The organism is Hydrogenophaga borbori (assembly GCF_003417535.1).
Lineage (GTDB): Bacteria > Pseudomonadota > Gammaproteobacteria > Burkholderiales > Burkholderiaceae_C > Hydrogenophaga > Hydrogenophaga borbori.
The window spans coordinates 244,789-264,692 of the sequence record NZ_QVLS01000005.1 but is presented as its reverse complement, the minus strand read 5'-3'; the positions used below and the strand labels follow the sequence as shown (position 1 = coordinate 264,692).

Below are 19,904 nucleotides of genomic sequence, written 5' to 3'. Positions count from 1 at the left end.
TGACCGCCGTCAAGAACCGGCGGGCGGGGCGGTCGGTGGGGCCAGGGCCTGGGAGGCCACCTCGGTGCGCAGCCACTCGTCCTCACCCAGCGGTTCCTGCGCGCCGCGCAGCGCGGCCAGGGTGCCCTCGTCGGCCTCCGAGGCATCGCCGCGCCGCGCGCGCAGGCGCTCGCGCAGCACCTCGTCGGGCGCCTCGCAGTGCACGATGCGCCAGGGCACGCGCGCGCGCCGCGCCAGCGCGGCGGCGGCCTCGCGCTCGTGGCGGCGCAGGAAGGCCGCGTCCAGGATCACGGGGAAGCCGGCCTCCAGCGCGGTGTGCGCCAGCGCGAACAGCGTGTCGTAGGTGCGCCGCGTGGCCTCCTCGCCATAGATGTCCCGCCCGCTGGCGCGCGAATCGGCGCTGGCCGGCAGACCGAACAGGCGCTTGCGCTCCACGTCCGAACGCAGCCGGATGGCGCCCTGCGCCTGCAGCAGGCCTTGCGAGACGAAGCTCTTGCCCGAGCCGGGCAGGCCGTGCATCAGGGCCAGCCAGGGCGGTGCACGGCGCACCCAGCGCAAGGCGGCCTCGACATAGCGGCGGGCCGACGCCTCGTGGCCCCTGAGGCACTCCACCTGCGCCCGCACCAGCGCGCGGTACACCAGGGCGTGCCGCAAACCCGGCAGGCCGGCGTGCTCGCCGGTGGCGTCCAGCCAGGCATTGAGCAGGCGAAACGCCAGGTCGGCCCGCCCGCGCGCGCGCAGGTCCATCACGGGGAAGGCGATGTCGTCGATGACGTCGATCCAGCGCAGCGCCGGGTCGAACTCGATGCCGTCGAAGGCACTGACGTCGCCGTCGACCACGATGAGGTTGGCCAGGTGCAGGTCGCCGTGGCACTCGCGCACGTGGCCGGTGCGCAGGCGCTCGGCCCAGTGCGGCGCGAGCCGCTGCGCCTGCGCGCGCAGCCAGCCGGACAGCAGCGCCGCTTCCTCGGTCGACACCACCGGCGCCGCCCCCGCCAGCGCGGCGGCGGCCAGCGCCGCGCGGTGCGGCGCGCCGGCGAAACCGCTGTTCGCGCGCGCCACGGGGGCCTCCAGGTGAAAGCGCGACAGCAGGGCCGCACACGCGTCCACCTCGGTCTCGCCCAGGCGCCCATCGCGCAGCCGCTCGTCGAACAGCGCGCCCTCGGGAAAGCGGCGCATGCGCACGGCCCAGTCGATCGCGGGACCGGCGCCGCCCATGGCGGGTGCGTCCACGCCGCCGGTGACCGCCACCACGTCCAGGTAGAGCGAGGGCGCGAGCCGGCGGTTGATCCGCAGCTCTTCCTCGCAGCAGCGCTGGCGGGCCGCCAGCGTCGAGTAGTCGAGGAAGGGCAGGCGCAGCGGCTTCTTCAGCTTGTAGGCGCGGTCCCCCGTGAGCAGCACCCAGGAGATGTGCGTCTCGATGAGCGAGGCACCCAGGCGCGTGGCCAGGGCATGGGCCAGCGCCGCGCTGCGCGCCGACGCGTCGGGCGGGCGGGCACCGGCCTCGCTCACTGGATGGCGATCTTGCGCGCGCCTGCGGTGGCCTTCTTGGGCAGCGTCAGCGTCAGCACGCCGTCGGCGTAGCGCGCGTCCACCTTGGCCTCGTCGACGTCGTTGGCCAGGCTGAAGGTGCGCGAGATGGTGCCCTGGTAGCGTTCGCTGCGCAGCACCTTGTCGCCGTTGCCCTTGGTCTCCTTCTCGCTGCGCGCCTCGGCATCGATCTGCACCACGTTGCCATCGATGCGCACGTTGATGTCGTCCTTTTTCACGCCGGGGATGTCGGCCTTGACCTCGTAGGCCTTGTCGTTCTCCGTCACGTCCACGCGCATCTTGAGCAGGGGCGCGGGCTCCATGTCGAAGGTCGCCGGGGAGAAGAAGCGGCGCATGGCGTTGTCGAACGAGTCGCTGAACATCGGGTCCAGCAGGCGAAGATTGCTCATGGTGGTGTCCTCATCAGATAGTGGAATCGGGTGCGCACTGTGTGACGCGGTTTCACTCTAGGCCGCGCCCGCGCGGCGCTTGTTGATGTGGCGCAAGCTGCGCGCGCCCGCCCACCGCTCAGGGCACCAGCACCGCCGCGCCCTGCAGCCGCCCGTCGCGCAGCGCCTGCACCGCGGCCTGCGCCTCCTCCAGCGCAAAGGCCTGCACGTGGGTCTGCACGGGCACCTCGCGCAGCAGGTGGAAAAAGGCTTCGCCGTCGTCGCGCGTGAGGTTGGCCACCGACCGCAGTTCGCGCTCGCCCCACAGCAGGCGGTAGTCGAAGGCCGGGATGGTGCTCATGTGGATGCCCGCGCACACCACCACGCCGCCCTTGCGCACGGCCGCGAGCGCCGCCGGCACCAGGGCGCCGTCGGGCGCGAAGATCAGCGCCGCGTCCAGCCCGTCCGGCGGCGCCTCGGTGCTGGCGCCCGCCCAGTGCGCGCCCAGGCGGCGCGCGAAGGCCTGCGCCGCCGCATCGCCGGGCCGCGTGAAGGCGTGCACCTGCTGTCCCTGCGCGACCGCGATCTGGCACACGATGTGCGCCGCGGCGCCGAAGCCCCACAGGCCCAGGCGCGCCGGCCGGCGCCCGCCCGCCAGCCGCCAGGCGCGCATGCCGATCAGCCCCGCGCACAGCAGCGGCGCGGCGTGCAGGTCGTCGACGCCCTCGGGCAGGGCAAAGCAGAAACGCTCGTCGGCCACGCAGTACTCGGCGTAGCCGCCGTCGCGGTCGTAGCCGGTGAACAGCGGCGCATCGCACAGGTTCTCGCGCGCCATGGCGCAAAAGGGGCAGGCCCCGCAGCTTCGGCCCAGCCAGCCGACGCCCACGCGCTGTCCCGGCACGAAGCGCCGCGCCTGCGGCCCCAGGCCCACCACCTCGCCCACCACCTCGTGGCCCGGCACGGCCGACGGTTCGCGCCGCGGCAGTTCGCCGTCGATGATGTGCAGGTCGGTGCGGCACACCCCGCAGGCGCGCACGCGCAGGAGCACCTCGCGCGGGCCGGGCACGGGCACGGGCCGGCGCACCGGCACCAGTTGCCGGGTGGCGGCGTCGATGGCCATGGCCCGCATGCTCGAAACGCTCAATGGACTCCCTCCGCGCGGGGTGTGGCGCGCGCCCCGGCGGCGGCGCTTCCCGTCCGGCCCATGCTAGACGCCCCCGGGCGCGGCGCAAGCCCGATCCGCGCCGCCCTTGACATAGCGCAAGCGCGCGCGGCGGCCGGGGCCGATCATGGCGGCATGCGAACCGACGACCCGCCGCCGACGACGACCGGCCCGCCGCCCATGGACCTGCCGCTCAAGCTGTGGCTCGCCCGGCTGTCCAACGGCCTGTCGCCGGTCGCGCTGGCGCAGGCCCAGGCCGACTGGTGGCTGCACCTCCTGGTGTCGCCCACCCGGCAGGCGCAGCTGTCGGCCAGCGCGCTGCACAAGGCGCAAGCCTGGGCGCACTACCTCTGGCGCGCCGCCCAGGGCCCGTGCGAGAACTGCGTGACGCCCGCGCCCCAGGACAAGCGCTTCAGCCGGCCCGAGTGGCGGCACTTTCCCTTCAACGCGCTGGCCCAGGGCTTCCTGCTGCAGGAGCGCTGGTGGGACGAGGCCACGCACGGCGTGCGCGGCGTCTCGCGCCACCACGAGGAGGTGACGGCCTTCGTGGCGCGCCAGTGGCTGGACATGCTGTCGCCGTCCAACTCGCCGCTGACCAACCCGCAGGTGCTGCAGGAAACACTGCGCACCGGCGGCGCCAACCTCGCCAGCGGCGCGGCGAACTGGGCGCGCGACGCCATGGCCGTGGCCTCGGGCGGGGAGGCGCGCGGGCTGCAGGCCTTCGAACCTGGTCGGGCGCTCGCGCTCACGCCGGGCCAGGTGGTGATGCGCAACCACCTGATCGAGCTGATCCAGTACACCCCCGCCACGCCCACGGTGTGGCGCGAACCGGTGCTGGTGGTGCCCTCGTGGATCATGAAGTTCTACATCCTCGACCTGACGCCGGACGACTCGCTGGTGCGCTACCTGGTTTCTCAGGGCCACACCGTGTTCATGGTGTCCTGGCGCAACCCGGGCAGCGCCGACGCCGGCCTCGGCATGGACGACTACCTGGACCTCGGCGTGCTGCAGGCATTGGCGGCGGTGCAGGAGCGCTGCCCCGGCGCAGGCGTGCACGCCATGGGCTACTGCCTGGGCGGCACCCTGCTGTCCATGGCGGCGGCCCTGCTCGGCGCGCGCGGCGACCCGGGCCTGCGCAGCCTGACGCTGCTGGCCGCGCAGGTGGACTTCCAGGAACCCGGCGAGCTGGGGCTGTTCATCGACGAAAGCCAGATCGCCTTCCTGGAGGACATCATGGCCGAGCGCGGCTACCTCGACGGCCAGCGCATGGCCGGGGCCTTCCAGCTCATCAACTCCAAGGACCTGGTGTGGTCCAAGCTGGTCCACGAGTACCTGATGGGCGCGCACACGCCCGTGACGCCGCTGCGCGCCTGGAACGCGGACGCCACGCGCCTGCCCGCGCGCATGCACAGCGAGTACCTGCGCCGCCTGTACCTGCACAACGACCTGGCCGAAGGCCGCTACCGCGTGCGCGGCGAGCCGGTCGACCTGGACCGCATCCGCGTTCCGCTCTACCTGCTGGCCACCGAGCGCGACCACGTCTCGCCCTGGACATCGGTCTACAAGCTGATGCGCCTGACGCACTCGAACGCCCACTTCGTGCTGAGTTCGGGCGGCCACAACGTGGGCATCGTGAGCCCGCCCGAGGGGCCGCTGGCCAGCCCCGAGGCCTCCTACCGCGTGGGCGAGTGGGCGCCGCGCGCGGCGCCGGCCGACCCGCAGGACTGGCTCGCGCAGGCGAAAGCCTCGCCGGGTTCGTGGTGGCCGCACTGGCAGCGATGGCTGGCCGCGCACTCCTCGCGCCGGGTGAAGGCCCGGACCGTGTCGGGCTTGCGCGTGCGCGGCCATGCCGTGCCCGCGCCGGGCACCTACGTGTTCGACCCCGCGGCGGAGGTGAGCGAATGAGCGCCGCTGGGCCGTTCCCCAGGCGCTCAGCCCCCCAGTGCGCCGCACGGAGGGTCGTCCCATGAGCGTTCGCCACCTCGAGCACCTGTTCCAGCCGCGCAGCGTGGCGGTGATCGGCGTCTCGCGCCGGGCGGACGGCGTGGGCGCGCTGGTCTGGCGCAACCTGCGCGAAGGCGGCTTCGCCGGGCCGCTGTGGGCGGTGAACCGCCAGCCCTTCGAACTGGACGGCGCACCCGTGTTCACCGGCGTGGACGCGCTGCCGCAGGCGCCCGAGCTCGCGGTGATCTGCACGCCGGCGGCCAGCGTGCCCGAGCTGGTGGACCAGCTGGGCCGCCGCGGCACGCGCGCGGCCATCGTGCTCACCGCCGGCCTGCGCGAAGGCCGCACCAGCGACGGCCGCAGCCTGGAACAGGCCATGCTCGACGCCGCCCGGCCCCATCTGCTGCGCGTGCTCGGGCCCAACTGCATCGGCGCCCTGGTGCCGGGGCAGGCGCTCAACGCCAGCTTCGCGCCGGGCCAGGCGCGCCAGGGCGAACTGGCCTTCGTCACGCAGTCGGGCGCGCTGGCCACGGCCATGCTCGATTGGGCCAACGCGCGCGGCGTCGGCTTCTCGCATTTCGTCTCGCTCGGCGACAGCGCCGACGTGGACTTCGGCGACCTGCTCGACTACCTCGGCAGCGACCCCCGCACGCGCGCCATCCTGCTCTACATCGAGTCGGTCAAGCAGGCGCGCAAGTTCATGTCGGCCGCGCGCGCGGCCGCGCGCAACAAGCCCGTGGTGCTGGTGAAGTCGGGCCGGCGCCCCGACGGCGCGCGCGCCGCCGCCTCCCACACCGGTGCGCTCGCGGGCTCCGACCCGGTGTTCGACGCCGCCGTGCGGCGCGCCGGCATGCTGCGCGTGGACACGCTGGAGGCCCTATTCGACGCCGCACAGACGCTGGCGCGCGTGCACCGCTGGCGCGGCCCGCGCCTGGCCGTGCTCACCAACGGCGGTGGCGCCGGCGTGCTCGCCGCCGACACCCTGGGCAGCGGCGAACTCGCCACGCTCGCGCCCGACACGCTGGCTGCGCTGAATGCCTGCCTGCCGGCCAACTGGTCGCGCGGCAACCCGGTGGACATCATTGGCGACGCCCCGCCGCAGCGCTACCTGGACGCGCTGCGGGTGCTGCTCGCCGCGCCCGAGGTGGACGGCCTGCTGTTCATGCACGCGCCCACCGCCATCGCCTCGCCGACCGACATCGCCCAGGCCTGCCTGCCCTTGCTGCGCGGTGCCGACCGGCCGGTGCTGGCCTGCTGGCTCGGCGGCCAGCGCGTGGCCGGCGCGCGCGAGCTGTTCGACGCGCAGGGCGTGGCCTGCTACGACACGCCCGAGAACGCCACCGCGGCCTGGCTGCAGCTGCGCGACCACCAGGCCGCGCAGGCCGCGCTGCTGCAGTTGCCCGAGTCGCGACCCGAGCTGCACTACCCCGACCGCGACGGCGCGCGCGCCCTGGTGCAAGCCGCCCTGGCGGGCGGGCGCGACTGGCTCGACGAACTCGACGCCAAGCGCCTGCTGGGCGCCTACGGCATTCCCTGCGTGGCCACCGAGCGCGTGCCCGACCTGGACGCCGCGCTCGCCGCGGCCGCGCGCATCGGCTACCCGGTCGCGCTCAAGATCGTCTCGCCCGAGGTGCTGCACAAATCCGACGTGGGCGGCGTGGTGCTGGACGTGGCCGACGCCTCGCAGCTGCGCGCCCAGGCGCAGGCCATGCGCGAGCGCGTGGCGCTGGCGCGCCCGGACGCCCACCTCACCGGCTTCACCGTGCAGGCCATGGCGCACCGCCCGCTGGCGGTCGAGACCATCGTCGGCATCGCCAGCGACCCGGTGTTCGGGCCGGTGCTGCTGTTCGGCGAAGGCGGCACGGCGGTGGAGGTGCGGGCGGACCGCGCGATCGCGCTGCCGCCGCTCAACGCCGTGCTGGCGCGCGATCTCATTGGCCGCACGCGCGTCGCCCGCCTGCTGCGCGGCTACCGCTCGCGGCCCCCGGCGAACATCGACGCGGTCGTCGACGTGCTGCTGCGCCTGAGCCAGCTGGCCAGCGACCTCGCGCCGGTGGCCGAGCTCGACATCAACCCCCTGCTGGTCGACGCCGAGGGCGCGCTGGCGCTGGACGCGCGCGTGCGCGTGCGCCCCGCCGCGACCACGCGCGACGGCGCGCACCTGGCGCTGCGCCCCTACCCCTCGGGCCTGGAGCGCGTCACCGTCATCGACGGCGAAGCGCTCCAGCTGCGGCCGATCCGGCCGGAGGACGGCGAACGGCTCGCGCGCTTCTACGCCGCCTGCTCGCCCGAGGAGCTGCGCCTGCGCTTCTTCTTCACGCGCCGCGAGGTACCGCCCAGCGAGCTGGCGCGCTACTGCCAGATCGACTACGAGCGCGAGATGTGCTTCATCGCCCTGTCCGGCGACACCCTGTGCGGCGAGGCGCGCGCCGCCTGCGACCCCGACAACGACACCGCCGAGTTCGCGGTGCAGGTGGCGCGGCCCTGGCAGCGCCGCGGCCTGGGCCTCGCGCTGCTGGGGATGCTGATCGACCACCTGCGCGCGCGCGGCACGCGCCAGTTGGTGGGCTGGTGCCTCGAAGGCAACCACGGCATGGTGAACCTGGCGCGCGCGATCGGCTTCGGCATGCGCGGCAGCGCCGACGGCACGCTGGAGCTGCGGCTGGCGCTCGGCCCGCCGCCCACCGGCCCCGCCGACCAGGCCGCGCCTTGAACCACTGGGACGTGTTCAATGGCGACGCCGACGGCCTGTGCGCGCTGCAGCAGCTGCGCCTGGCGCGGCCGCGCGAATCGCAGTTGGTGACCGGCCTCAAGCGCGAGATCGCGCTGCTCGAGCGCGTGGACGCCGGCCCGGGCGACACGGTCACGGTGCTCGACATCTCCCTCGCGCGCAACCGCACGCCCCTGCTGGACTTGCTGGCGCGCGGCGTGCGCATCGAGTACTTCGACCACCACCACGCCGGCGACGACCCCCTGCCGCGCCACCCCGCCCTGACCCTCGTGATCGAGACCGCACCCACGCGCTGCACCAGCCTCATCGTGCACCGCCACCTGGGGGGGCCGCACGCGGCCTGGGCCGTCACCGGCGCCTTCGGCGACGGCATGGGCGCGAGCGCGCGCGCGCTCGGTCACGCGGCGGGGCTGGACGACCCGCACCTGGCCACGCTGCGCACGCTCGGCGAAGCCATCAACCACAACGCCTATGGCGAGTCCGAGGCCGACGTGCTGATCGCGCCGGCCGCGCTGCACGGCCTCATGCGGGCGCACGCCACCCCGCTGGACTTTCTGCGGTGCGAGCCCGTGGCCGCCGCGCTGATCGAACGCCGCCGCCAGGACCTTGAGCGCGCCGACGCGCTGGCGCCGCGCTGGCGCTTGGCCGCCGGTTTGGTGTATGAGCTGCCCGACGAGGCCTGGGCGCGGCGCGTGCAGGGCAGCCTGGCCTACCGCTGCATCGAGCGCGAACCCGGGCGGGCTTGCGCGGTGCTGCGCGCGGCCGGGGACGACGCCTTCATGGTGAACGTGCGGGCGCCCCGGCAGCGGCCGCACGCGGACCGCCTGTGTCGCGGCTTCGGTGGCGGGGGCCGCGCGGGGGCGGCCGGCATCGACCGCTTGCCGCGCGCGCGCCTGGCGGCCTTTCTCGCCGCGTTCGAACAGGCCTTCGGCACCGGCGGGCCCGTTGCGGCCCCGCCCCTTTAGGGCGCGCAAACCCCACCCGGCGTGGCGCGGACCCTGTGGCCGTGCGCGGCGGCGCGGTCCGCCTCGTCTACTTCGCTTCGGCCGCGCGCTTGGCGATCTTGAAGTCGCTGATGGCGATGCCGAGGTCGAAGCCTTCGCCTTTGCCCGCCAGCGCCAGCGACACCTTGCCCTTGGTCAGCACCTGCGCGGTGCCCGCCTTGGCCACGCCGGCGTCGCCGCTGACCGCCAGGTAGCTGCCCAGCACGTCCTCGATCGCGGACACGTGGGTGAACTTGCCCGTGCCATCGGTGATCTTCCATTTCCCCGCGGTCAGGCCGATGCCCTTCGCGCTGATGGTCACCGGCAGGGATGCGCCGTTGTCGCAGCTCACCGTGCCCTCGCCCTCGGCGCTCGAGTACACGGCCGACCACTGCCTGGACGTGAATGTGAGCTTGCAGCTCAGTTCCTTGTCGGCGGCTGCGCTCGGGCCCGAAGCCGCCATGAGGGCGGCGGCCGCGAGCAGTGGGGGAATGAATCGGTTCATGACGCCCTCCTGTGTGAGGCAAAAACGCCCACATCGGGCGTCTGCACACTGTCGGCGCGGGCGGCGGGGCGTTCATTGATGCCGGTCAAGCTCGCCCACTGCGCGCACCGCTGCGTTGCGGCGCGCGCATCCTTGACCGCCGTCAAGCACGCGCCCTGGCGACCGGCCGGATAGTGCTTGCCATGAAGCACACACTGCAGGACAAGGTGGCCGCGCTGCGGGACCCGGCGAACCATCGCCTGCCGGTCTCGTCCGTCGAGGCCATCGAAACCCATTTCTCCTGGGTGTTCCTGGCCGGCGAGCGCGCGTACAAGATGAAGAAGCCGCTGCACCAGGGCCTGCAAGACTTCTCCACGCTCGAGCGGCGGCGCCACTACTGCCGCGAGGAACTGCGCGTGAACCGGCGCCTGGCGCCCCAGGTCTACCTGGGCCTGGTGCCGCTGGCGGCGGACGAGAACGGCCGCCTGCGCCTGGACGGGCCGGGCGAGCCGGTGGAGTGGCTGGTGGCCATGCGCCGCCTGCCGCCGGGGCCCATGCTGGACCAGCGCCTGTTGCGCGGCGAGGCCAACGAGGACGACATGCGCCGCATCGCCGGGCAGCTGGCCGGCTTCCACCGCTGGCAGCCTCGCCCGCGCCTGGACCCCAATGGCTACCGCCTGCGGCTGTGGCAGCGCCTGGCCGACTGCGAGCAACTGCTGGGCCGCCCCGAATGGCGGCTGCCGCGCACGCGCGTGGACGTGCTGCTGGGCACGCTGCGCGCCTGGCTGGCGTCCAGCACGCCGCTGATCGAGGCGCGGGCCATGGCCGGGTGCGTGCTCGAGGCCCACGGCGACCTGCGGCCGGAGCACATCTGGCTCGGCGACCCACTGGCGATCATCGACGCCCTGGAGTTCTCCAAGGCGCTGCGCACACAGGACGGCGCCGACGAGGTCGGCTTCCTGGCGCTGGAATGCGAGCGCGCCGGTGCCCCGGCCCTGGGCGAGACCTTGCTGCGCCACTACGCGCAGGCCAGCGGCGACGAACCGCCGCGCGCCCTCGTGCACTTCTACCAGGCCCTGCGGGCCTGCGAACGCGCGGGCCTGGCGATCGCGCACCTGGCCGAGGCGCGCTACCAGGGCGAGGCGCGCTGGCGCCGTCGCGCGCGGCAGTACCTGCGTCTGGCGGCGCGCCACCTGCAGGCGGCGCGCCGGCCCGCGCCAGGGCGCGGCATGCGCCCCCCTTGATCTGGCGCAAACGGCGGCGCCGCCAGGCCACTACAGTGGCCTGGCCACCGCGCGCCGGGCCCGGCCCACGACAGCGAGCCAACATGTTCCATGACCGCCTAGACGCCGCCCGCCAGCTCGCTGCCGCGCTGGCCCACCACCGCGGCAGCCACCCGCTGGTGCTCGCCATCCCACGCGGCGCGGTGCCCATGGCGGCGCACCTGGCCCAGACGCTCGGTGGCGAGCTCGACATCGTGCTCGTTCGCAAGCTGCCGGCGCCCTACTCCAACGAATTCGCGGTGGGCTCGGTGGACGAATCGGGCTGGGTCTACGTGGCCCCGCACGCCAACCTGGCGGGCGCGGACGCGGACTACCTCGCGCGCGTGCGGCGCGAACAGCTCGCCGAGATCGCGCGGCGCCGCGCCGCCTACACGCCGGGGCGCGCCGCCGCATCGGCGCGCGGGCGCACGGTGATCGTGGTCGACGACGGCCTGGCCACGGGCGCGACCATGCTCGCCGCGCTGCACGCGGTGCGCCAGCGCGCGCCCGCGCACCTGGTGTGCGCCGTGCCCGTGGGCTCGCGCGAGAGCGTGGCGCTGGTGCGCCCGGCGGCCGACGAACTGGTGTGCCTGCTCACGCCCGCCGATTTCCAGGCCGTGGGCCAGTTCTACGCCCACTTTCCGCAGGTGGAGGACGCCGAGGTGGTGCGCGCGCTGCGCGCCGCGGCGGACCCCGCGGCGCCCGGGGGAGCGGGCACGCCGCCATGATGCAGGCGCTGAGCGCCCCCTCCGCAGAGGCGGCGGCCGGGCCGCCTCCCGGCCCTCCCCGGCTGCGCTGGCTGCTGCTGTGGATGCTGCTGGCCCTGCAGCTGCCCGCGCTGCTGCTGTTCGGGGTGGCGGCCTGGCTGGCGATCGATCGCGAGCAGGTGGAGACCGGGCAGCACCTGATGACGCGGACCGTGGCCCTGTCGCACCGCGTGAACGCGCATGTCGTCCATGTGCAGGGCGCACTGCAGCGCCTGGCCCAGCAATTGCCGGCCGAGGGCCAGGACCTGCGCGACTTCCAGCGCGCCGCCACCGCCCTGGCGAGCGACCTGGAGGTCGACGCCATCGTGCTGGTGCGCGCCAATGGACAGGCGCTGCTCAGCAGTCCGCCGCTGGCGGGGGCCGAGCCGCCACGCACCGCGCCGCCCGCCTTTGCCGAGGTGGCCCGCATGGCCCGCACCGGCGTGGTCGACGTGACGAGCTGGCCCGGGCGCGACACACCGGTGGTGGGCATCGGTGTGCCGGTGATCCGCGCCAATGGCGAGGTCCTGGCCCTGCAGGCCGTGATCGAACTGTCGCGGCTGTACCCGCTGATCGAGGCCCCGCTGCTGCCAGCGCGCTGGCAAGCGGCCATCGTCGACAACAGCGGCCGCTACCTGGTGCGCGGACCAGCGGAGCCGGCACCGGCAGGCGAGCGCATCGGCCTGGCGCTGCAGGACCGCCTGGCCCGCGAGGGCTATGGCAGCTTCCGCATCGACGACGCGGACGGCGCGCCCCGGGCGGTGTCGTACTGGACCTCACCGGCCACGCACTGGACGGCGGTGGTCAGCATGCCCGCCGAGACCTTCAACGCGCCGACCCGGCAAAGCCTGCTGCTCCTGGGCGTGCCCATGGGGCTGGTGATCGCCGCCGGGCTGGCGGGCGCCTGGCTGGTTCGCCGGCGCCTGACGGCCGCACTGAACGGCATGCGCACGGCCACCGAGGCCGCCGAAACAGGCCGTCTGCGGGGCGAGCAGCGCCTGGAGGGCATGCTGCAGGCCGCGCCCATCGCCACCCTGCTGATCGACGAAACGAACCGCGTGCGCGCCTTCAACCCGGCCGCGCGCGCGCTCTTCGGCCACACGCCGGAACAGATCCTGGGCCGCGGCCTGGAACCCTTGTTCACGCCGCTGAGCTGGCGGGACTGCCAGGGGGAGATCGCGAAGGTGCTGAGCGGCACGGTGCGCGGACCCGACGGCGTCGTCTCAGGGCACTGCGTGCGGCTGGGGGGCGACGTCTTTGCGGCCGAGTTTTCGGTGGCCCTGATTCCCCGCGCCGACGGCGAGCGACTGCTCTCGGTGACGGTGCGCGACGTCACCGAGCGCGAGCAGTTCCAGGCCTCGCTGCTGGCCGCCCACCAGGAGGTGCAGGAGGTGAGCCAGCGCTTCGAGCGCATGCTGCTGCGGGAGATGGACGCCCGCCAGGATCAGATCGGGCGCGAACTGCACGACGCCGTGGGCTCCGCGGTGGCGGGCGTCTCGCTGCTGCTGGAAGCGGCGGCGGCGCGGCGCAACGACCCCGCGCTGGTGGGCGCGCTGCTGGAGAAGTCGCGCGAACAGGTGCAGCTGGTGGCCGAGCGGCTGCGCCAGCTCTCGCGCGGCATCGTGCCCGCGGGCAGCGAGGCTGGCGCGCTGCAACAGGCGCTGGAGCAGTACCTGCTCGACGCCGCCGCGCTCATGGGCATCGAATGCACGCTGCGCGCGCGCGGCGACTTCAGCGACGTCCGCGCCGAGAGCGCGGGCCACGTCTACCGCGTGGTGCAGGAAGCCGTCACCAACGCGGTTCGCCACGGCCAGGCGCGCCGCATCACCGTGCACCTGGCGCGCGCCGGCGCGCTGTGCGGCCTGACGGTGCGCGACGACGGCAAGGGCTGCGACCTGAGCCTGGTACACCCCTCGCACCCCGGCATGGGCCTGAAGTCCATGCAGGCACGCGCGCGGGCGCTGCAGGGACGGCTGGCGCTGCGCAACCGGCGCAGCGGCGGCTGCGAGGTGGTGCTCCGCTGGTCGGAACCCCCCGACGAACTTTGATCTTCATCAGGGGCGCGCGCGGCGGCTGGGCATAAGGTGCCGCCTTCCGCTCCATCGGAACGGGTTCTCCATGGACAACACCGTCATCGTCATCGACGACCACGACATCGTTCGCCTCGGCCTGGAGACGCTGATCGCCGGCAGCCCCCACCTGCGCCTGCTGGGCAGCGCGGCCAGCCTGCGCGACGGCCTGGCCCTGATCGAACGCCACCAGCCCGCGCTGGTGATCACCGACATGGGCACGGGCGACTCCAGCGGACTGGCCACCGTGCGAGCGGTGCTGGCGGCCCAGGGGCCGCGCGCCACGCTGGTGCTCAGCATGCACGACGAAATGCTCTACGGCGAGCCGGTGATGGCCCTGGGCGCCAGCGGCTACCTGATGAAGGAGCGCGCCTCCGCCGAGATCGTGCCGGCCGCGCTGGCGGCGCTCAAAGGCGAGCTGTGGATGAGCCCGCGGCTGAACGCGCGGCTGCTCAGCCGCACGCTCAAACGCCACCGCCCGGACACGACGGAGGCAACAGACGGTGAGCATTCACTGACGTTGCGAGAACGCGAAGTGCTGGACCTGGTGCACCAGGGCAAAGCCACCAAGGAGATCGCCTGCGCCCTGGGCCTGAGCGCGCGCACGGTCGACATCCACCGCGCCAACATCAAACGCAAGCTGGGCCTGCGCAGCGCCGCGGCGGTGATCGCCTCCGGCATGCGGCGCACCTGAAGGCCCCGGCGCACCAGCGGTTGGCCGCCTAGGTACAGGTACCTATCCAGGCCGGCGGCCGGCCACTGAACATGGCATGGCGCGCGCCGGCCGACGCGCATGTCCCACCGTCGGACCACTCGCCCGGCCCACCCCGACGCCCCCGCCAGGAGCCCCGCATGGAACTTCAAGCCGCTGTCCAGCCCATCCACTTCGTCGATTCGTCGCTGCCCCTGCCCGCGGCCCCGTCGCTGGCCGCCACGCCCGGCCACAGCACCTGCGACACCTGCCTGGTGCGGCACGTCTGCCTGCCCTCGTGGCTGGAGCCGGGCACGCACACCTCGCTGGAACGCGCGCCGATCGCCAGGCGCCGCCTGCGCAAGGGCCAGAGCGTGTTCCGCGACGGCGAGCGCTGCGAGTTCATCTACGCGGTGCGCTACGGCTCCTTCAAGTCGGTGGCGAGCCTGCGCGATGGGCGCGAGCAGGTCATGTCCTTCCACCTGCCCGGCGAGCTGTTCGGCTTCGACGGCCTGGCCACCGGCAAGCACCCCACCACGGTGCGCGCCATCGAGGACGCCGAGGTCTGCGTGTTGCCTTATGCGGAACTGAGCGAGGCCGCGGGCGAGAGCCGCTCGGTGCTGCACCACCTCACCAGCACGCTGAGCGCCGAGCTGGTGCGCGAGCGCCACGTGGCCGCGCTGATTGCCAGCACGCGCTCCGAGGAGCGCGTGGCGACCTTCCTGCTCAACCTGTCGGAGCGCTTGCACGCGCGCGGCTATTCCGCGAGCGCCTTCCAGCTGCGCATGACGCGCGAAGAGATCGGCAGTTACCTCGGCGCCACGCTGGAGACCGTGAGCCGCTGCCTGTCCTCGCTGGCGCGCCAGGGCTTCGTCACGGTGCGCCGCCGCCAGATCGAAATCATCGACCCCGAGGGCCTGCGCGCGAGCTACGCCGACTCGGTCTAGCCCGCGTCCACGGCCCCCGGTCGGACCGGCGGCGGCGCCGCACGCGCGCGACTTGACGCGCATCATCCTGGCGCTGGCCCGGCGTTCCAAGATGGGTCCCGTTGCCGCGCCCTGCGGCCCCCAGGACCTCACCGGAGAAGCCCATGAACATCGCCAGCCTGTGCCAACGCGCCGCCGTGGCCATCGACGCCAACGCCCCCCTCAACGAAGCCGCCCACCGCATGTTCGACGAACACGTCGGCGCCTTGCTGGTGGTCACCGGCGAGAACCCGCCCCAGGTGGTGGGCGTGGTGACCGACCGCGACATCGTGATCGACGCCCTGGCGCGCTCCAGCGCGGCGGGCGCCGACCTGCGCATCGGCCACCTCGCCAAGTCACCGCCGGTCGCGGTGCGCGGCACGGCCGACGTGCACGAAGCGGCCAGCGCCATGGAGCAGGCCGGTGTGCGCCGGCTGCTGGTGGTCGACGAGGACGGCGGCGTGGTCGGCGTGCTCTCCATCGACGACCTGTTCGCCGCCGTGGCCGAGGAACTGCGGCTGCTCGCCGGCGCGCTGCGCAAGGGCCTCGCCCACGAACACCAGGACCGCCAGACCCCGTTGCCACCCCAGGGACAGCGGCCGGTGTACCCCTACTTCGGCACGGCGGCCACGCACTGAGGCCAGGGCAACATGGACAGCATTCTCGTCGTCCACTACTCGTACACCGGCGTATCGCGCCGCGCGGCGCAGCTGCTCGCCTCGCACCACGGCTGGCCATTGGGCCAGGTGGATGACCTGCACCGGCGCGCCGGCGCCAGCGGCAGCTGGCGCTGCGTACTGGACTCCCTGCTGAGCCGGCGGCCGCGCATCCGCTACGCGGGGCCCCGACCCGAGGACTTCCGCACCGTGGTGCTGGTGGCACCCATCTGGATGTACCGCCTGGCGGGGCCGATGCGCAGCTTTCTGCACGAACACCGCCTGCGCCGCGTGGCCGTGGTCGTGACCATGGGCTCGGCCGGCGCCTCCAACGCCTTCGCCGAGGTCCAGCGGCTCACCGGCAAGCCACCGGTGGCGACGCTGGCGCTGACCACGCGCGAGGTGGAAACGGGCAGCGGCACCACGCGCCTGCTCGACATGGGCGAGCGGCTGCGCCCCGGACACACGACCGCTCGCCTGAGCGCGGCGATGGGCTGAAGCGGCCATGCTGAACGACAAGACCGCCCTGGTGACCGGCGCCGCCTCGGGCATCGGCCGCGCCATCGCCCTGGCCTACGCGCGCGAAGGCGCGCGCGTGGTGGTGTCCGACACCGACGCCGACGGCGGGCAGGCCACGGTGGCGCAGGTGCGCGAGCGCGGCGGCCAGGCCCTCTTCGTCGCCGCCGACGTCGCCAAGCCCCGCGACCACGAGCGACTGGTGCAGCGCTGCCTCAAGCAATTCGGCCGCCTCGACATCGCCTGCAACAACGCGGGCATCGGCGGGGAACTGGCGCCCACCGCCGACTACCCGCTGGAGGCCTGGGACCGCGTGATCGCCATCAACCTCTCGGGCGTATTCCATGGCCTGCGCGCCCAGATCCCGGCCATGCTCAAGGGCGGCGGTGGCGCCATCGTCAACATCGCCTCCATCCTGGGCGCGGTGGGCTTCGCCAACGCGCCCGCCTACACCGCGGCCAAGCACGGCGTGGTGGGGCTCACGCAGGCGGCCGCGCTGGAGTACGGCGCGCAAGGCATACGGCTCAACGCGGTCGGCCCGGGCTTCATCCACACGCCCATGATCGCGCGCCTGGAAGACGACCCCGCCTCGGTCGCGCAGCTCGTGGCGCTGCACCCCATGGGGCGCCTGGGCCGGCCCGAGGAGGTCGCCGAGCTGGTGCTCTGGCTCAGCGGCCCCGCGGCGTCCTTCGTCACGGGCGCCTACTACCCCGTGGACGGCGGCTACCTCGCGCGCTGAGCGCGCGCGAGCGGGCGGCAGGACCATGCGCGCACCGTAGGCCGGGCGCGGCGGCGGGGGCTTGACGGGTGTCAAGGGACATCACGGGGCGGGCGCGGCCCGCACCGTTGCGGAAACAGAAACGCTGCGTTGCCCCGGGGGTGGTTTTTCCAATTAAGGGAAAACCCTAGAGTACACCCATGCCAAACAGAAAACGGCATTGACAGACAAACACCACCAACAACCAACCCTCTTCAAGGAATTGCCATGAAAACCGCTCAAAACCTCGCCCTCTCCATCGCCCTCGCCCTGGGCGCCGGTGCCGCCTTCGCCGAAGGCCCCATCGAAGGCAACGAAGTCTTCAACTTCCAATCCACCCTGAGCCGCGCCGAAGTGCAGGCCCAGGCCGTGCAAGCCAACCAGGCCGGCCTGGTCGCCCGCGGCGAGATCGTCCCCGTGCAGGAAACCCTGGCCGACAGCGGACTGAGCCGTGCGCAGGTTCGCGCCGAAGCCATCGAAGCCCGCCGCCTGGGCCTGATCGCCAGCGGCGAGATCCTGCCGGTGGCCACGCCCGCCCAGGTCGAGCAGATCCGCACCGCCGGCCTGCGCGCCGCGACCGGCGACAAGCTGGTGCAATCGGGCCAGCCCGCCGTGACCGCGAACTGAGCGGCCAGCGCCTCCACGACAACGGCCCTGCGGGGCCGTTTTCTTTTGCGCCCGCGCGGTCCCGCAGAATCCGATCTGCGATACTGGACTTAATTAACTCATTAGAGAATTAAAGCGCGTGAACAAGCCCTCCCCAGCGGCCCCCGAAGAGCGCCTGCGCGACGCCGACCGATCGCAGGCCACCATCCTCAAGGCCGCGCGCGACGAGTTCTCCGAACACGGGCTGGGCGGCGCGCGCATGGACCGCATCGCCGAGCGCGCGGGCCTGAACAAGCGGCTCATCTACTACTACTTCGAGGACAAGGAACGCCTGTTCCAGGCGGTGCTGGAACAGACCTACCACCACATCCGCGAGGAAGAGCACAAGCTCAACCTGCTGCACCTCAAGCCCGAAACCGCGCTGCGCCGCCTGGTGGAGTTCACCTGGCACTACTACCTTGAGCACCCCGAGTTCCTCACCCTGCTCAACAGCGCCAACCTGCACAAGGCGCGGCACCTGGCGCAGTCCGAGCGGGCCCGCGAACTGAACTCGCCGCTGGTGCTCATGCTGCAGGACATCATCGAGCGCGGCCAGGCCGACGGCAGCTTTCGCGGCGGCATCGACCCGGTGCAGCTCTACGTGTCGATCGCCGGGCTGGCGTACTTCTACCTGTCGAACAACCACACGCTGTCGGCCATCTTCGGGCGCGACCTGATGGCCCCCAAGGCCCTCAACGAACGGCTCTCGCACATGTGCGACGTGATCCTAGGGTATGTCCTGAGAGGCTGAGCCGGCGGGCGCCTTGACGGCGAGGGGAGCGGTTCCTAGCATTAACCGTTCGGTGAATTAACCCCCCCCCCCTCCAGGAGACATCGCATGACCACCGCCCGGCCGCTGCGCCAGTTGCTCGTCGCCTCTCTGCTCGCCGCCGCCGCCGGCGGCGCCTTCGCCCAATGGAAGCCCGACCGCCCGATCACGCTGATCGTGCCCTGGGCACCCGGCGGCTCCACCGACCAGGTCACGCGCGTGACCGCGGCCGAACTGGAAAAGCACCTGGGCCAGAAGATCGTCATCCTCAACCAGCCGGGCGCCTCGGGCTCGGTGGGCACCAAGAACGCGCTGGCCGCGCCGGCCGACGGCTACACCTGGACGGCCGGTGGCGCCAAGGACCTGGGCACCTACAAGGTGCTGGGCATGCTGGACACCTCCATCAGCGACTGGAACCTGTACCTCAACGTGGCGCACATCGCGGTGGTCGGCGTCAACGCGGACACGCCATACAAGACCATGGACGACCTGCTCAAGGCCATGAAGGCCAACCCAGGCACGGTCTCGGTGGCCACGGCGGGCGTGAACTCCAGCGGCCACTCGGCGATCGAGGCGCTGTCGCGCGCGGCCGGCGTCACCTACAAGCACGTCACCTACGACGGCGGCGCGCCGGCGGCGGTGGCCGCCGCCTCGGGTGAGACGCAGGTGACCACGCAGCTCGCGGCCGAGCAGACCGACATGATCCGCGCCAAAAAAATCCGCCCGCTCGCGGTGGTGGGCGACAAGTCGATCGAGATCGAGGGCTTCGGCACCATCCCGCCGCTGTCGCAGTTCGTCCCGGGCTTCAAGGACCCGATCAACTACTTCGGCGTCTTCGTGCCCAAGGCCGCGCCGCCCGAGGTGGCGCAGACGCTCAACCGCCTCTGGGCCACCGAGATGAGCAAAAGCGAGGCGCTGAGGAAGTACGCGCAGTCGCGCGGCGCCATGTTCGCGCCGATGGCGGGCGAGGAAGCGCAGAAGGCCGTGTTCCCCGCGGTTCAGGCCTACGCCTGGACGCAGCAGGCCGCCGGCAAGGCCAAGGTGTCGCCCGACACCGTGGGCATTCCCAAGCCCTGACGCACCGCGGGGTCCCACATGACCGAGGGTGGAACCGCCGCCCGCTCCGATCTGCGGGGCGGGGCGGGCTGGGTGGGCTTTGGCCTGCTGATCCTGATCGGCTCCTGGCGCATGGAGCGCTTCGAGTCCATGGGCGCGCAGCTCTACGCCATGCCGGGCTTCGTCCCGGCCCTGCTGGGCGGCGCGCTGGTGCTGCTGGGCGCGGTGCTGATGCTGCGCGGCTGGATGCGCCGGCGCCACGCCGCCCGCGCGGGCGCTGCCCCTGAGGCCGACCCCGGCCCGGCGCCGCTGATCAACCGCCGCATCGCCGCCACGCTGGCGCTGACGCTGGCCTACGCGGCGGTGCTGATCGGGCGCCTGCCGTTCTGGCTGGCCACGGCGGCCTTCGTCGCGGCCTTCGTGGCGCTGTACGCGCCGCCCGAACAGCGCCCCGCGCGCCGCCTGGCGGTGGCGCTGCTGGCCGGCGCGCTCACCTCGGCCGTGGTCACCTGGGTGTTCCAGTCCATCTTCCTGGTTCGCCTTCCCTGA

At 73.2% G+C, this 19,904-nt stretch carries 19 protein-coding genes; 15 read left to right on the top strand and 4 right to left on the bottom strand.

Features of this window, described 5'->3' with window-relative positions:
- Positions 1-9 precede the first annotated feature (9 nt).
- From DY262_RS10175 to DY262_RS10165, 3 genes are all read right to left on the bottom strand, one after another.
- On the bottom strand, positions 10-1,512 hold the full coding sequence (locus DY262_RS10175; RefSeq protein ID WP_116958759.1) for a bifunctional aminoglycoside phosphotransferase/ATP-binding protein: 1,503 nt from the start codon (positions 1,510-1,512) through the stop codon (positions 10-12).
- Positions 1,509-1,940: an Hsp20/alpha crystallin family protein gene (locus DY262_RS10170; RefSeq protein WP_116958758.1), complete on the bottom strand. Its 432-nt coding sequence runs from the start codon at positions 1,938-1,940 to the stop codon at positions 1,509-1,511. The genes DY262_RS10175 and DY262_RS10170 overlap by 4 nt, the downstream gene beginning before the upstream one ends.
- 118 nt (positions 1,941-2,058) lie before the next feature.
- A complete protein-coding gene (locus DY262_RS10165) occupies positions 2,059-3,048 on the bottom strand; it encodes a zinc-dependent alcohol dehydrogenase family protein (protein ID WP_116958757.1) in 990 nt (329 codons plus the stop codon).
- 168 nt (positions 3,049-3,216) lie between these two features.
- Here DY262_RS10165 and DY262_RS10160 point away from each other — a divergent pair, with 168 nt between their 5' ends.
- The 3 genes from DY262_RS10160 (at position 3,217) to DY262_RS10150 (ending at position 8,721) form a co-directional block, all read left to right on the top strand.
- The gene (locus DY262_RS10160) at positions 3,217-4,986 is read left to right on the top strand and encodes a PHA/PHB synthase family protein (protein ID WP_116958756.1); all 1,770 of its coding nucleotides are present in this window, start codon (positions 3,217-3,219) and stop codon (positions 4,984-4,986) included.
- Between the two features lie 61 nt (positions 4,987-5,047).
- Positions 5,048-7,738, top strand: coding sequence for a bifunctional acetate--CoA ligase family protein/GNAT family N-acetyltransferase (locus DY262_RS10155; protein WP_116958755.1), 2,691 nt, complete (start codon positions 5,048-5,050; stop codon positions 7,736-7,738).
- Positions 7,735-8,721 carry an acetyltransferase gene (locus tag DY262_RS10150; RefSeq protein WP_116958754.1) on the top strand — a complete coding sequence of 329 codons (987 nt, stop codon included), beginning with the start codon at positions 7,735-7,737 and terminating at the stop codon, positions 8,719-8,721. Before DY262_RS10155 ends, DY262_RS10150 begins: the two co-directional genes overlap by 4 nt.
- Before the next feature lie 67 nt (positions 8,722-8,788).
- Here DY262_RS10150 and DY262_RS10145 read toward each other — a convergent pair whose 3' ends face one another.
- Positions 8,789-9,244 (bottom strand): hypothetical protein, encoded by a 456-nt coding sequence (locus DY262_RS10145; RefSeq protein ID WP_116958753.1) that lies wholly within the window; start codon positions 9,242-9,244, stop codon positions 8,789-8,791.
- Positions 9,245-9,426: 182 nt separating this feature from the next.
- Here DY262_RS10145 and DY262_RS10140 point away from each other — a divergent pair, with 182 nt between their 5' ends.
- The 12 genes from DY262_RS10140 to DY262_RS10085 all read left to right on the top strand — a co-directional run bounded on the left by DY262_RS10140 (position 9,427) and on the right by DY262_RS10085 (position 19,904).
- Complete coding sequence (locus DY262_RS10140; RefSeq protein ID WP_116958752.1) at positions 9,427-10,467, top strand: hypothetical protein; 1,041 nt, start codon at positions 9,427-9,429, stop codon at positions 10,465-10,467.
- 83 nt (positions 10,468-10,550) lie between these two features.
- Complete coding sequence (locus DY262_RS10135) at positions 10,551-11,213, top strand: phosphoribosyltransferase (protein ID WP_116958751.1); 663 nt, start codon at positions 10,551-10,553, stop codon at positions 11,211-11,213.
- On the top strand, positions 11,210-13,279 hold the full coding sequence (locus DY262_RS10130) for a PAS domain S-box protein (protein WP_116958750.1): 2,070 nt from the start codon (positions 11,210-11,212) through the stop codon (positions 13,277-13,279). The genes DY262_RS10135 and DY262_RS10130 overlap by 4 nt, the downstream gene beginning before the upstream one ends.
- 70 nt (positions 13,280-13,349) lie before the next feature.
- Positions 13,350-13,994: a LuxR C-terminal-related transcriptional regulator gene (locus DY262_RS10125; protein WP_116958749.1), complete on the top strand. Its 645-nt coding sequence runs from the start codon at positions 13,350-13,352 to the stop codon at positions 13,992-13,994.
- Between the two features lie 158 nt (positions 13,995-14,152).
- Positions 14,153-14,938, top strand: coding sequence for a helix-turn-helix domain-containing protein (locus DY262_RS10120; RefSeq protein WP_181936465.1), 786 nt, complete (start codon positions 14,153-14,155; stop codon positions 14,936-14,938).
- A 143-nt stretch (positions 14,939-15,081) separates the two neighbouring features.
- A complete protein-coding gene (locus tag DY262_RS10115; RefSeq protein WP_116958747.1) occupies positions 15,082-15,594 on the top strand; it encodes a CBS domain-containing protein in 513 nt (170 codons plus the stop codon).
- Positions 15,595-15,606: 12 nt separating this feature from the next.
- Positions 15,607-16,110 carry a flavodoxin family protein gene (locus tag DY262_RS10110; protein WP_116958746.1) on the top strand — a complete coding sequence of 168 codons (504 nt, stop codon included), beginning with the start codon at positions 15,607-15,609 and terminating at the stop codon, positions 16,108-16,110.
- Positions 16,111-16,117: 7 nt separating this feature from the next.
- Positions 16,118-16,867, top strand: coding sequence for an SDR family NAD(P)-dependent oxidoreductase (locus DY262_RS10105; RefSeq protein WP_116958745.1), 750 nt, complete (start codon positions 16,118-16,120; stop codon positions 16,865-16,867).
- Positions 16,868-17,113: 246 nt separating this feature from the next.
- Positions 17,114-17,512, top strand: a complete 399-nt coding sequence (locus DY262_RS10100) for a DUF4148 domain-containing protein (RefSeq protein ID WP_116958744.1) — start codon at positions 17,114-17,116, stop codon at positions 17,510-17,512.
- Positions 17,513-17,630: 118 nt separating this feature from the next.
- Complete coding sequence (locus DY262_RS10095) at positions 17,631-18,281, top strand: TetR/AcrR family transcriptional regulator (RefSeq protein ID WP_116958743.1); 651 nt, start codon at positions 17,631-17,633, stop codon at positions 18,279-18,281.
- An 87-nt stretch (positions 18,282-18,368) separates the two neighbouring features.
- The gene (locus DY262_RS10090; protein WP_116958742.1) at positions 18,369-19,376 is read left to right on the top strand and encodes a Bug family tripartite tricarboxylate transporter substrate binding protein; all 1,008 of its coding nucleotides are present in this window, start codon (positions 18,369-18,371) and stop codon (positions 19,374-19,376) included.
- An 18-nt stretch (positions 19,377-19,394) separates the two neighbouring features.
- Positions 19,395-19,904, top strand: a complete 510-nt coding sequence (locus tag DY262_RS10085) for a tripartite tricarboxylate transporter TctB family protein (RefSeq protein ID WP_116958741.1) — start codon at positions 19,395-19,397, stop codon at positions 19,902-19,904.